This is a genomic window from Nocardia amikacinitolerans NBRC 108937 (genome assembly GCF_001612615.1).
Lineage (GTDB): Bacteria > Actinomycetota > Actinomycetes > Mycobacteriales > Mycobacteriaceae > Nocardia > Nocardia amikacinitolerans.
In genome coordinates this window covers 120,648-134,347 of sequence record NZ_BDAU01000034.1, presented here as the reverse complement: position 1 = coordinate 134,347, position 13,700 = coordinate 120,648, and the positions used below count along the sequence as shown (strand labels likewise).

Annotated in this window: 9 protein-coding genes and 1 pseudogene; 2 read left to right on the top strand and 8 right to left on the bottom strand. The window is 68.7% G+C overall.

All coding sequences use genetic code 11. The features are described from left to right. Positions 1–134: 134 nt before the first annotated feature. The 4 genes and pseudogenes from NAM01S_RS25320 to NAM01S_RS25305 form a co-directional block, all read right to left on the bottom strand. A complete protein-coding gene (locus NAM01S_RS25320) occupies positions 135–947 on the bottom strand; it encodes an ACT domain-containing protein (RefSeq protein ID WP_067789522.1) in 813 nt (270 codons plus the stop codon). 433 nt (positions 948–1,380) lie between these two features. After that, on the bottom strand, positions 1,381–2,085 hold the full coding sequence (locus NAM01S_RS25315; RefSeq protein ID WP_067789609.1) for a DUF5995 family protein: 705 nt from the start codon (positions 2,083–2,085) through the stop codon (positions 1,381–1,383). Positions 2,086–2,487: 402 nt separating this feature from the next. Further along, a pseudogene (locus NAM01S_RS36765) lies at positions 2,488–3,028 on the bottom strand (DUF8020 domain-containing protein). A 37-nt stretch (positions 3,029–3,065) separates the two neighbouring features. Further along, positions 3,066–3,857, bottom strand: coding sequence for a phosphatidylethanolamine N-methyltransferase family domain-containing protein (locus tag NAM01S_RS25305; RefSeq protein WP_067789519.1), 792 nt, complete (start codon positions 3,855–3,857; stop codon positions 3,066–3,068). Positions 3,858–3,957: 100 nt separating this feature from the next. Here NAM01S_RS25305 and NAM01S_RS25300 point away from each other — a divergent pair, with 100 nt between their 5' ends. Continuing rightward, positions 3,958–4,767, top strand: a complete 810-nt coding sequence (locus NAM01S_RS25300; protein ID WP_067789516.1) for a nuclear transport factor 2 family protein — start codon at positions 3,958–3,960, stop codon at positions 4,765–4,767. 197 nt (positions 4,768–4,964) lie between these two features. Further along, the gene (locus NAM01S_RS25295; protein WP_084483285.1) at positions 4,965–6,317 is read left to right on the top strand and encodes a lipase family protein; all 1,353 of its coding nucleotides are present in this window, start codon (positions 4,965–4,967) and stop codon (positions 6,315–6,317) included. 57 nt (positions 6,318–6,374) lie between these two features. On the opposite strand, the gene NAM01S_RS25290 is transcribed toward NAM01S_RS25295, so the two are convergent. From NAM01S_RS25290 to NAM01S_RS25280, 4 genes are all read right to left on the bottom strand, one after another. After that, a complete protein-coding gene (locus tag NAM01S_RS25290) occupies positions 6,375–10,769 on the bottom strand; it encodes a type I polyketide synthase (protein ID WP_372511730.1) in 4,395 nt (1,464 codons plus the stop codon). Further along, complete coding sequence (locus NAM01S_RS36760) at positions 10,766–10,897, bottom strand: hypothetical protein (protein ID WP_255284334.1); 132 nt, start codon at positions 10,895–10,897, stop codon at positions 10,766–10,768. The genes NAM01S_RS25290 and NAM01S_RS36760 overlap by 4 nt, the downstream gene beginning before the upstream one ends. A 62-nt stretch (positions 10,898–10,959) precedes the next feature. Next, positions 10,960–11,241, bottom strand: a complete 282-nt coding sequence (locus NAM01S_RS25285) for an acyl carrier protein (protein WP_067789513.1) — start codon at positions 11,239–11,241, stop codon at positions 10,960–10,962. Between the two features lie 26 nt (positions 11,242–11,267). Continuing rightward, on the bottom strand, positions 11,268–13,010 hold the full coding sequence (locus NAM01S_RS25280; protein WP_067789512.1) for a fatty acyl-AMP ligase: 1,743 nt from the start codon (positions 13,008–13,010) through the stop codon (positions 11,268–11,270). Between the last annotated feature and the right edge of the window lie 690 nt (positions 13,011–13,700).

Here is a 13,700-nt window from a genome sequence, read left to right as displayed (position 1 = left end):
TACGTGTGTGGAAGCAAGGTCCGGCGGGTTAGCGCTGGGCGACTGCGAGGTTGGGGCATTGCGCCCGCAGGTGTCGAGCGCTGGGATCCCCGAGGTCGTCGCGCGCGAGTTCCTCTGGTGACCCTGAGCAGCCGTCAGGAGTGGCGGCTGACGAGGCGTGCCAAGTCGTACAGCCGGTGGGCGCGGGCGATCTCGGCCGGTGTGAACGGTTCATCGGTCCGCAGGAAGATCAGCGTCCGCTCGTCGTCCGGCAGCTCGAGCGCCGTGCCTTCGGCGGGCTCGTCCGTGAGACCACCGGGCAGGTACCGCGCACCGAGCAATTCCGCTATGGCAAGCGGCAATTCGTCCGAATCGGCCACCACGCGCGCGGCGACCGCGAGCGCCTTGGTCTGCCCATCGATGAGCGTCAGCGCGGACGCGGGCCACACCCGTACCTTCGCGCCGCCCGCCTTGACGACAGCCGCGGTGAGGTCCTGCGTGGTGATTTCCACGGGTGTCGCGACCACCAATTCGTCCAGCACACCTGATTCCAAGTGATGCACGTGCACAGTCAGGATGTTGGCCCCGCGATCGGCGAGGTGCGCGGCCAGCGCCTCCAACTGACCGGGCAGATCATCGACGTGCACCCGAATTCGCCACAGCGCGGGCGCCCGATCGACACGATCGCGATCCCGCAACTCGGGCCCGTGCATCCAGGACCCGAGAAACCGCATCGCCCCCGGCTCCACCACCCAGATCACCAGAATCGTGGTGGTGATCGTCAGCAACAGCACCGCCACCAAATACGGCGGATGCCAATGAATCACCAGCGCGTGCAACACCAATTCCACCGGAAAGACGGCTGCCAGCTTGGCCAACGCCAAACGGGTTCGTCGCGGATGCGGCAACCGGCCGCACACATCGCACGCCAGCGCGTGCACACGGGGTCGAACTGCGATCGGCCTCATGCGTTCGACGATCTTGGTCCAAGATTTCCTTCCCCGTGCGGTCCTGTAACGCGAACGTGAAACCTCCGAGCAAACCCATTGACCTGCAACAACACCTACCGTGACTCCGCACACACCCCACCGCGAACCGTGCGCAACCCCACAATGTCCGCGTCTTTCGCGTCCACGTACGAACGTCCCTCCGGCCGGTCGCCGCCCCTGCGCTTCGCGGCCGCGCTCACCGCTGCCGACCTGGCCACGGCGAAACGCGGCGCGAACGAGGACCGCGAGAGGACGAACGCGCGCGAGCCAAAGTGTCCATGGCCGCGGTCAAAGCACCGCCTAATCCCTGCTGGTCCGGGGGATCTGCCTTGGTTGTTGCGAATTATCCTGCTGCCCAGGAGCGGACGACTTGGCCCGCCGTTGAACGACTTTCGGCCAAGGCGTCCGATACTCACTTGGGTGGTGGGACGACCGGGGTGACGAGCATTCGGCCTGAGGTGGAGACAGATTCCTCGAGGCTTCGCATGGTCATTTTGAGAAGCAGGCTGTTGTTGCGCTGGATCCAGAGCATTTGGGTGGTGGCCCAGGCGGCGTCGCGGGCGCGGGCGATGCCGAAGCTGCACAGGATGTGTTTCAGTGCTTCGGCGTCCCTGGTGGCCAGCTTCAGCAGCCAGGGCTCGTATTCCGCCCGGATCTCCGCCTCGACCTTGGCCAGCAGATCGTTGACCTTCAGGTAATCGGCATACACCGGTTTGGTGTCGGGCGTGGTGGAGCGCTCTTTGCACGTCTTGACGACCGCGACCGCCAGATCGTGGTTGATATGGGCATTCATGCCCGCCAATGCGAATTGCAGGGGCCACACGGTGCGGTTGGCGCGGGAATCGAAGACCGGTTCCCACACCGCGTTCGGCGGCTTGCCGCGCTTGTCGGCGTCGACCGCGTCGAAATACAGCTGCGCGAAGATCACGTCGAGACGTTCGACGAAATCGGGATCCTTGAAGAATCCCTCGGTGATCTGCTGTCCCACCAATTCGGTGACGCGAAGATACATGTTGTTGAAACTCGCTACTCCGTCTCGCGGGTCGAGTTCGGTCTTGATGGCGCGCATCCGCTTGATGACCTCTTCGACGGACGCGGGAATCTGAGCGGTTGTCATGGTGCCCTCCTCCACTGGGTCGAAACTCGAGACGCGGATACCGGAGGCACCGAGCGGAAGCTGCGGCACAGAAGTCGTCGTCGGCCAGCGCATTTCCCGCTGATCGGCCCTCCATCCCCGCCCGGTGCGGCCGACCCGAACGGCAGCGACCCCCTAGCGGACAACCCGGGCGTAGTCCAGCCCGCGCATGGCCGGAGCGAAGGCGGAAACACGCCTAACGCTCGGGGTCGAACCTTCGGTACGACAGCGCCGAGCGAAGTTCGGCATCCGCACTGAACATCGGTCCACTTTCCCTGAGCAACATCATGATTGTCCCACCGCCGAAGCATCCCGGGGCCGAATCGGCCGAAGCCTGCATCGTCCCACACGTCGGCCGCCTCACGCCTCGGTGCGAGACATCCCCTACTTGGCGGGCGGGGTGAACGGTGCGTTGATGGTGGTGAAGTACTGGATGGCCGCGCCGATGGCGACCGGTGCTGTCACGAGGATCTGCCCGGCGAGGGTGCCGAGCGCGCCGACGGCGAGGATGCCGCCGAGGCAGCCGACGGCGGCGGCGGGGATGAAGGGTCCGAAGAGGCCGATGATGGTGGCCGAGGCGACGGTGGCGCCGACGATGCCGCCGAGCAGGCAGCCGACCGCGCCGGGCGATCGGCCGGTAGACGGCCTCGTCCATCGACAACTGCGGGGTGAGCGTGGCGGTGCGGCCGGAAACCGCTGCGGCGATGGGGAATTCGAAGTCGTCGATGCGCAGCTTCAGCGGCGTGCCCGCGACGACGGTGCCGTCGGCAGCTTTGATCTTCAGTGCGTCGTCCTCGACAACCAAGGCCCCGGCGTCGATCTCGATGATCGAGGCGGTGTCGGTCGCGCGGGCCGTGAAGCCGATCGCGTCGGCGGGTTGCGCCGTGGCGGTTCCCGCGACGACGGACAGCGCGGCGATGGCCACGGCAGCCGCCCAGCATCCGACGACACCACGGCCGAGCTCAGATCACGAAGGGAATCAACGCTTTTCGCTCCGACGGGTAGTCGGCGAACTTCTCCCGGTACCACTTGTGCGTCGCGAACGCGCGCGGCACCAGGTTCCCCGCCGTGATCAGGAAGATCACCACGCCTGCCAGCGACCAGGTCAGCAGTGCGAACCCGGCCCATGCGATCAGCTCCCCGAGGTAGGCCGGGCTGCTCACGAAACGGAAGCCGCCGCCGTAGGGGATGCGGTATTCGGTCGCGCCGGGATCGTTCTTGTCGCGCAGGTTGCGCACGATCGCCTCGGAGCGCACCAGCAGCCCGAACCCGCACAGGTACACGACGAGGCCGATCAAGAAGCGCGGGTCGATGAGCCAGTCGGTGCCGTACTGGTTCTTGTAGTCGTGGCTGAAGAACGCGCCGTTGAGGTAGCCGTGCAGCGAGGTCACGAAGACGCCCGCGGCCAGCACGGAGATGTTGAAGCTGCTGCGCTTGCCAGTGACCTGCCGAATCGAGAGCGGAAAGAACCAGCCGCGGTTGCCGTAGTGCAGCAGCCAGATGCACGCAAGCACCAGCGGCGTCGGCTCGAAACGATCCGGCCCGCTCAGGTAGAACACCGCGAACACCACGGTGGCGGGCAGCTCCATCAACCACCAGCCCAGCTTCGGGTTGAGGTTGAAGCCGACCTTCGTCGAGGCGAACCGCCCGTACGGACTCTGCGCGAACAGGCCGCCGACCAGCACGAAAGCGGCGAAGGCGAAGGCGATCGCGAGCACGGTGTCGTAGGTGGCGTTCCCGGTGTACCAGTCCATCGAGATCCTTCGTCGAACGGGGCGCCGCGGTTCGGCGGCGCCGAAATTAGAACATGTTCTACCATGGATCCGAGCCGTGGCGAGACGATGGAGGACCCTCATGCCGCTGGACCCGACCGCCGAACACCTGCTGGCGGCCGTTCAGGCGTCACCGCGCGCGGTCGCCGCGCACGACAAGACCGCCTGGGTCGGCCTGTTCGCGGACGACGCCGCGGTGCACGACCCGGTCGGCTCGCGCGCGCACGTCGGCCGCGCGGCGATCGCGCGGTTCTACGACACCTTCATCGGGCCGAACTCCATCGCGTTCCGGGTGGACCGCGACCTGGTCGCCGGGCAGACGGTGGTCCGCGACCTGCACATCGAGACGACCATGTCCACCGGCGCCACCGTCACCGTGCCGATGCACCTGCGCTACGACCTGGTCGACACCGGCGACGGCTGGCGGATCGCCCGCTTGGCGGCGCACTGGGAACTCCCTGCGATGATCACGCGACTGCTGCGCACCGGGGTGCCCGGACTCCTGGCGGGCGCGAAACTCGGCCCGCAACTGGTCGCCAACCTCGGCGTCGACGGCGCGATGGGCATGATGCGCGCCTTGCGAAGCGTGGGCAGATCGGGCAAACGCGCCGCGCGCCAACTGTTCGAGGCGGCGGCCGGGACCGACATCGGCCGCGTGCGGGCCCTGCTCGGCGAGCACGCTGTGGTGGAATTCCCTGCGGGGAACGCGATTTCGGTCGAGGAGTTCACCAATCGCGCCCGCGCCATGCGGTGGGACAAGCTGATCGCCGCTGGCCGCACCGTCAGCGCGAGCGTGCGGCTCGACGAGTCGCACGGCGTGGCATTCGTGGAGTTCGAGGCGAGCGGCCCCCGCATCACCGGCGTGACGGTCTTTCTCGACGCGAATCTATAGCGCGCTCGCGGCCGGGACGCCCCAGACGGCGCGCGCTTCCCGAAAGAATTTCGGCCGCGGAAATCGTCTTCCGCGCCAATTAACCTGCCGAGCTCCGGCCGATACGTTTATGGGACTGCCGCGCCGGAATTCCGGACCGAATCCGCCGCACCGCGGCGCCCGAGCCGTGCGCCGCGCGCGTGAAAGGACGAACACGAATGAGCGTGGGCATCGCAGAGGACGCCGCACCGGTCACCGAGCTGTATCCGGATCCGCTGCGACCGCTGATTCCCGAGCAGGATCCGTTCTACGTGGCGCCACCGCACCTGGACCGGTACTCCCCCGGCGCGATCCTGCGCACCCGCCGCGTCGAGCTCGCGCTGTTCGGCGTTGTCCCGCAGCGCATTACGGCGTGGCAGCTGCTCTACCGGACGTGCGATCTGAACGGCATCCCCGAGGTCGCGGTGACCACGGTGCTGCTGCCGTGGGGCGCCGATCCCACCGCGCCGCGCTCGCTGGTGTCGTTCCAATGCGCGATCGATGGCGTCTCGTCCCGCTGTTTCCCGTCCTACGCCCTGCGCAGGGGCGCGCGGGCGCTCGGCGCGATCCCGCAGCTCGAGCTACCGGTCATCGCGGGAGCGCTGGCGCGGGGGTGGGCGGTGTCGGTGCCCGATCACGGCGGCATGTCGGGACAGTTCGGCGTGGCACGCGAGCCGGGATTCCGCTCCCTCGACGGCATCCGCGCGGCGCTGAACTTCGCGCCGCTCGGCCTGAACCCGAGCACGCCGGTCGGTCTGTGGGGATATTCCGGCGGCGGCCTGGCCACCGCGTGGGCGGCGGAACTCGCCGCCGAGTACGCGCCGGAGCTGACCATCGTCGGCGCGGTGGCCGGTTCCCCGGTCGGCGACCCTGGGTCGGCGTTCACCCGGCTCAACGGCACCTTCCTTTCCGGTTTCGCCACCGTCTGCGTCGCGGCGCTGCGCCGGGCCTACCCCGCGCTGGACCGGCTGCTGCTCGACGAGGTGAACCCCGAGTTCCTCGGCCTGCTCGCCCAGGCCGAGTCGCGCACAACCTTCGAGCTGATTCCCCGGTTCGCGGGCAAGAACATCGACAAGTACAGCCGCACCACGTTCGAGGAGCTGCTCGCCCGGCCGGAGATGCGCTACGTCCTCGACGACATCCGCCCCGGCGCTCAGGCCCCCGCCATGCCGATGCTGGTGGTGCAGGGCGTCAACGACGAACTCATCGCCGTCGCCGACGTCGACGCGCACGTCGAGCGCTACGTCGCGGCCGGTGGCGCCATCCGGTACCTGCGCGACCGGCTGAGCCTGCACCTGCCCCTCCTCTACATCGGCACCCCGTTCACCATGAACTGGCTCGCCGACCGCTTCGACCGGCGCGACACCGGCCCGACCGGCACCGACACGGTGTGGTCGGTCGCCTTCGGCCGCCGAGAGGCGTTGGGCCACTTGCGTTTCGCGAAGCTGTTCGGCCGGATGCTGGCATCCCGGCCGATCAGCGCGACCGGCGGACCGACGGCGCCCGCACTGCCGCGCCGAACGGTGGCCTGATCTGGCCGCACCGATTTCCGGCGACTCGGCGAACCGCGGGGCCGCGGGGCCTTCCGATCACGCATGCAAGATCGCGAGTTCCTCGGCGAGCACCTTCACCGCGTAGCGGATCTGCTCTTCGGTATGGCACGTGGTGAGGAAGAACCGCAGCCGCGCTTTGTCTTCCGGCACGGCCGGGTGCAGAATCGGGTTGACGTTGATTCCCCTGCGCAGCAGGGCATTCGACAGCGCAAGAGTGCGCATCGAGTCGCCGATGATGCACGGAACGATCGGGGTGTCGTGGCTGTCGCCGGTGTCGATGCCCGCCTCCTTGGCGAGTTCGAGGAACATCCGCGACAAACCGCGCAGGCGGTCGAAAACTTCCGGTTCCGAACGCATTTGGCGAAGTGCGGCGAGCGAGGCCGCGGCATTGGCCGGGGTGATGCCGACGCTGTAGACGAATCCCGGTGCGGTGTACTTCAGGAAGCGGATCAGTTCCCGGCTGCCCGCGACGTAACCGCCGCAGCCCGCGAGCGCCTTCGACATCGTCCCGGACCACAGCTCCACCTCGGCGCGGTCGACGCCGAAGTACTCGCCGATACCGCCGCCGGTCGCGCCGAGCACGCCGACGCTGTGCGCCTCGTCGATCATCAGCAGCGCCTTGTGCTTCTTCTTGACCTCGATGATCGCGGGCAGATCGGGGATGTCGCCGTCCTGGCTGTAGACGCCCTCGATGACGATCAGCACCCGCCGGTAGCGGCCACGGATTTCGGTGAGTATGCGGTCCAGCGCGGCGTGGTCGTTGTGCGGGAACGGCCGCCGGGTGGCGCCGGAGAGCTTGCAGCCCTGCAGGATGCTGTCGTGGGCCAGGCTGTCGTGGACGATCAGGTCGTCGGGACCGACGATGTGCCCGATGACCGTGACGTTGGTGGCGTGGCCGCTGGTCAGGGCGATCGCGTCCTCGGTGCCGAGCAGCGCGGCGAGTTCCTGTTCCAGCTCGGCGTGGATCGTCTTCTCACCGGAGAGCACGCGGCTTGCCGAGACGGAACTGCCGTACCGCGCCACCGCGTCCTGCACCGCGGCGGTCACGGCCGGATGCCCGGACAAGCCGAGGTAGTTGTAGCTGGAGAAGTTCAGCACCTCTCGGCCTTCGACGACCGAGGTGTCCCGGGTGACCCCGTCGTTGATCACGAAGTAGGGGTTGGACACGCCGAATTTCTCGGCCATCTCGATGCGGTCGGCGATCGCCTGTACTTCGGGGAAGTCCGCGATGCGGTACTGCGGTTCCACGTCGGACCGCGCCGGTGCGTCGGGAACCTCTGTCGCCGGGACGTTGTCGAGAAGGGCTGTCGCCTGGCCACTTTCGGCTTCGCCCACATGTGGCGCGACGAGCCCGACGACGTCACCGAGAGTCGTCGACTCCGTGAACCAACTCGGCTCGATGACGAGACCGGGGACCTTGCGCGCGAGACCGCTGAACAGGTCGGCGGTCATGATCGAGTCGAAACCCATTTCACCGCAGATCGTTTCGCCGTCTTTCAGCTTCTCGACCGGAAACCCGCTGACCCGCGCGGCCTCGAGGCGCACCACGGCCGCCGCGTCGAGACCCGCGCCGACCCGTCCCGACCGACCGGGAAGTCGGGGCTGGGTCGGCTGCGCTGCCACCTCCGCCTTGGCGGCCGCCGCCAGCACGGCGGCCTGCTCGCGGAAGAGGGCGATGAGTTGGTCCATGGTGGTTTCCTCGGTGTGTTGCTGTGCGGGCGTGGTTGTTTCGGGAGCGGCGTTTGTCGCTTCCGGAGCGGCGCCGCTGGTCGGCGTCACGTCGATCTGCGTCCAGTAGCGGCGGCTCGTGTCGAACTCGTATCCGCCGATGCGCTGCCGAATCCGGGCGGCGGGTTCGTACAGCGCCTCCCAGTGCGGGTCGAGTCCGTCGCGGTAGAGCGCGGCGATGGTGTCGGCCAGTTCGTCGCCGGTGGCCCGCGGGCCCGGGCAGGGCACAAGGATCGGCGCCGCGAGTTCCAGATGGGCCCGGCCGAGCATCGGCGCGAGCGTGCGCTTGGGCCCGAGCTCGATGAGATGCGTCGGCTCGGTGGTCAGCGCGGCGGCCGCGGCGTCGGCGAAAAGCACCGTGGCACTGATGTGTTCGATCCAATAGTCGGCATCCATCGGCTCGTCGGCGGCGAGCAGGCGGCCGTGCGACGTCGAGTAGATCGGGATGCTCGGCGGGTTGTACGCGCAGTCGCGGGCCACCCGCGCGAACTCGTCCCGCATCGGATTCATCAGCGGCGAGTGGAAGGCATGCGAGACGGTCAGCGGGCGAACCGTGACGCCGCGATCCGTCAGCACCGCGCCGATGCGGGCGATCGACGCGGCGGCACCCGACAGCACGATCTCGCGCGGACCGTTGACGGCGGCGAGCGCCACATCGGGGTCGCCCGCGATCAGCTCGGCCACCGCGTCGGCCGGTGACCGGACCGCGAGCATCGCGCCACCGCCCGGCAGCCGCTGCATGAGTCGACCTCGGACGGTAACGAGCCGACACGCGTCGTCGAGGGAGAACACCCCGGCGACGGCGGCCGCGGCGAACTCGCCGATGCTGTGGCCGAGCAGCCACGCGGGCTCGACGCCGAGCTCGGTGAGCGCCCGAGCCATGGCGTACTCCACCGCGAAGATCGCAGGCTGCGCGAACTCGGTGTGGTGCACGATCTCGTCGTCGCCGAGCAGCAATTCGGCCACCGAACGGTGCAGGTGGGCGGTCATCCGCTCGTCCACCTCGGCGAGTGCCCGCCGGTACGCCGGGGACGCCTCGCGCAGAGCACGGGACATGCCGGGGTACTGCGCGCCTTGGCCGGTGAACAACCAGCCGATCGAAGTGCGTTGGGCGACACCGGAATGCGTCCCGATCTCGGCGTCTTCGGCGCAGGCACGCAACGCCTCCACCGCGCGGTCACGATCCCGCACCACGAGCGACAGCCGGTGGCGCCCCGAGGACTTCACCTCGTTGCTCGACCAGCACAGCCTGCTCAGCGCGGCACCATCCCGCTCCACTACTTCCACGAACCGAAGGGCATTGCGCCGCAATCCCTCCCGATCGTTCGACGACAGCGTAATCACGCCACCGCCATCCGCTTCTGTTGCCGGCGGCGTCGCAGGAGCGCTCGCGAGCACCATGTGGGCGTTGGTGCCGCCCATGCCGAAGCTGGAGACAGCACCGTGAATCCGGCCGTCCGGCAACGTCATCGGCTCGGCGAGCAGCCGCAGGGCGTGCTCGGCCATGCGCAGCCGCGCGTTCTCGTCCGCCGCGTACCTGGTGGGCGGCACGACCCGGTGGTGCAGGCTCAACGCCGCCTTGATCAACCCCGCGATACCGGCGGCGCCCTCGGTATGGCCTAGGTTGCCCTTGATCGAGCCCATCGCACAAGGCCGTTCGCGTCGCGCCGCGTGGACCGCGCCCAACGCCTTGACCTCGATCATGTCGCCGAGCACCGTTCCGGTGCCGTGCGCCTCCAGGAACGCGACCTGCGCAGCGTCGACCCCCGCGCGCCGGTACGCCTCGGCGACGACCTGCTGTTGCGCCCACCGGTTCGGTGCGGTGATCCCGTTGCTGCGGCCGTCGTTGTTCACCGCGCTGCCCTTGATCACCGCGTAGATCGGCAGCCCCTCCGCCTGCGCGTCGGCGAGCCTGCGCAGCACGAGCACCGCGACGCCCTCGCCGCGGCCGATACCGTCGGCCTTCCCGCTGAACGGCTTGCAACGACCGTCCGGTGCGGACAGGCCCGCCTGCGTGTAGAAGACGTTGAGCGCCGGGGTCACCGCGATGTTGACGCCCGCGGCGAGCGCCTGATCGCACTCACCGGCGCGCAGCGCGACGCAGGCCTGGTGGACCGCGACCAGCGACGACGAGCACGCGGTATCGACCGCCATGCTCGGTCCCTTCAGATCGAGCTGATAGGACAGCCGGTTCGCCGTCATGAAATAGCCATTGCCCGAACCCATTTGCGGGGTGATGCCGGCGTAGTCGCGCATGTGCACGGTCGCCCATTCGTTGGCCATGACACCGACGAACACACCGGTGTTCGAACCCGCCTGTCGCCGCGGGTCGAGCGCGGCGTCCTCGAACGCCCGCCACGCGGACTGCAGCAGCAGCCGCTGCTGCGGATCCATCGCCGCGGCCTCGCGCGGCGCGATACCGAAGAACTCGTTGTCGAACGCGTCGGCGTCGGCGAGGAAGCCGCCGGTGCGATTGTTGACCCGGCCGGCCCCACCGGCGGGATCGTGGAAATCGCCTGCGCGCCAACGCTGGACGGGGACCTCCGCGATGGCATCCGCGCCCGCCATGAGCAGCGCCCACAGCGCCCGCGCATCCGGCGCCTGCGGGAAGCGGCAGTCGATGCCGACGATCGCGATCGCGTCGCTCGGCTCCGTCGTCCGCGCGGCGTGCCCGCACATGATCCGCTCGGTGCGTCGGCTCATGCCCGCACCTCGCTGCGGCTCGGCACCGGCCGCACGATCCGCTCGCTCATACCCGCACCTCGCTGATGCTCAGCTCCGGCCTGCGCGGTGCGCGCTCGCAACACGATTCGCTCACTACGTCCGCTCATGCCTGCGCCTCGCCGGGACTCGGCTCCGGCATACGCACGGCGCACGCGCACGATTCGCTCGCTCATGCGGCGAGCCCGAGTCTGTCGGCGACCTGGTCGGTGATGTACACGCTCAGGTCGAGGATCGTCGGGTACTCGAACACGATCGTCGGATCCAGGTCGAGATCCCACTCGTCCTCGATCTCGCCGCAGATGTTCACCGCGGAGACCGAATCGAGGCCCAGTTCGGCCAGGGGGAGGGTCGGGTCGATATCGCGGGCGGAGCGGTCGAGGTGGTCGGCCACCCGCGCGGTGAGCCAGTCGACGACGAGGGCGCCCTGCTGGGCGAGCACAAGAGTTCTCATCTGCGGTGATCTCCTCGGTGGTTCGGTCAGAGGGTGGCGAGAGCGCGGGCGCGCAGACGCTGGACGGACGGTTCGATCTCCTCGTGCAACACGCCGTCGACCGTGTTGTCCAGGAACGCCGACCGCATCGAATTACGTTGCACCTTGCCGCTGGTCGTGCGGTGCACCGCGCGGTGTTCGACAAGCACCACGTTCGGCGCGGGCAAGTCGAAACCGCGGGACACCAACGCCCTGATCCGGGCGGACAGTTCGGCGGAGGGCAGCTCACCCAGCGCGGCGGTGCGCACGCCTTGGACGACCAGCAGCCGCTCCTGGTCTCCCGCGTCGATCGAGAGCACGACGCCGGGCGCGTCGGCGACGGCCGGATGGGCGTCGCGCACCGCCTCCTCGATGTCGTGCGGATACAGGTTGCGGCCGTTCATGATGATCAGGTCCTTGAGCCGCCCGGTGATGAACAGCTCACCCTCGTGGCGGGCGCCGAGATCACCGGTCCGCAGATACGGCCCGACGCCTTCGGTGTAGGCGGCGAACTTCTCGCGCGTTTCCGTCGGCCGATTCCAATACCCTCGCGCCACACTGGGTCCGCCGATCCAGATCTCGCCGACATGCCCTTCCGGCAGCGTCCGCAGGGTTACCGGGTCGACGATCCGGATGTCGAGATCGGTCGCCGCCGCGCCACAGCTCACCAAGCGCGTTCCGTTCTCGGCGAGGACGATCCGGTCGCGTTCGAGGGCCGCGGAATCCACCTCGAGGCGCACCGGCGCTCGGCCGATCCGCGCCGCGCTGGCCAGCAGCGTGGCCTCCGCCATCCCGTAGACGGGCAGGAACACGTCGGGGGCGAACCCGGCGGGACCGAGCCGTTCGACCACCGCGTCGAGTGTGCGGGCGCGGACCGGTTCGGCGCCGTTCAACACCGCCCGGAGCGACGAAAGGTCGAGTCCCGCGAGCTGCGCGTCGGTCACCCGCCGCGCGAGGAGCTCGTAGGCGAAGTTCGGCGCCACCGTGACCTGTGCGCGGTAACGGTCGACCGCCTCCAGCAGGCGGACGGGACGCTTCAGGAACGTCATCGGCGACATGAAGACGAGGTCGCTTCCCGCGTACAGCGGCTGCAGCAGCATTCCGATCAGTCCCATGTCGTGGAAGTGCGGCAGCCAGCTCGCGACGGTGCTGGTGTCGTCGGCCGCGGTCGCCGCGCTGATGGCCGCTTCGTTGTGCATGAGATTGCCGTGCGAGACCACCACGCCCTTGGGCTCGCTGGTGGAACCCGAGGTGTACTGCAAGAACGCGGTGGCTTCTGCGGTGAGCGCGGGCATGACCCACGCGTCCGGGTCGCCGAGCGGCTCATCGGTGGCCGCGACCGCGACGCCCGATTCGTCGCCTGCGCGCAGCCACGCGGCCAGCGGCTCGCGGAATTCGGCCGTGGTGAGGACCAGCCCGGCGCCCGCGTCCTCGACCATGCCGAGGACGCGCCGGCTGCTGCGCGCGTCGTGCGGCGCGGGGGCGGGTACCGCGATCACCCCGGCGTAGAGGCAGCCGAGAAAGGCGCGCAGGAACTCGAGGCCGGGCGGATAGAGCAGCAGCACCGGCCGGTCGGCCTCGTCGCGCCTCGCCAGCCACTCGGCCAGCGCTCTGGCATCCCGGTCCAACTCCCGGTAGGTGACGACCTCCTCGACCAGCTCCCGGCCGACCTCGCGCAGATAGGTGTAGGACCTGGTGTCGCCGTAGGCGGCGGCCTGACCTCGCACGTGTGCGACAAAGGTGGGATGCATCCGGTGAACTCCTGGCGAGGGTGATTCGTGTATCGAAGGAAGGTGAGGTCTGGTCTTTCCGTGTACCGGCCTCGATAGCTATCGTCCGCCCGCAATTTCTCGGCAAATAGGCACCAAAGGTGTGGAGCGCGCCCACCCCGGGGTCCGCGGCATGCCCCGGGGTGTGCAGGCGACATCAGGTAGACCCGATTTTCGAGCAGGTCAGCTGCCCGCAGTCGGCCGGTTGGCGACCGAGTTGGGCGGGCAGCGACCGACGGGTCAGCGCCTGGTGTCCAGAATGGTCGGTGCGGTAGCCGACTGAAGGTCCCCTTCATCCCGCCAGACCGACTGGACGTGACCTTCATTCACCCGACCTACATGCCCTGGTGAACCGACCGAGGGTGACCTCGAGCGCGGTGGGCCGAGGCATTGTGACCTTCGTTGTCGAACCGCTCGGTGTGGGAATCGCCGTGCGCGTGGCTCCGTCCAAGCTCATCGCGATCCGTGCGCTTCGGGTGTCGATTCAGCACCGCTCCCGAGCCGGCGCGGTGACCCAGGTCTTCGGCACGAGCGCTGGGTTCGGCGTCTTCCCACCACGGGCCGACCGCGCGGCACGGTGAGGTGATCGACGAGACGCGAGTCGCGATTGTGCCAACTGCTGTCGCTCGGGAGCGCCCGCAAGCCGCTCGAACCTCACTGCCCAAGCAGCCG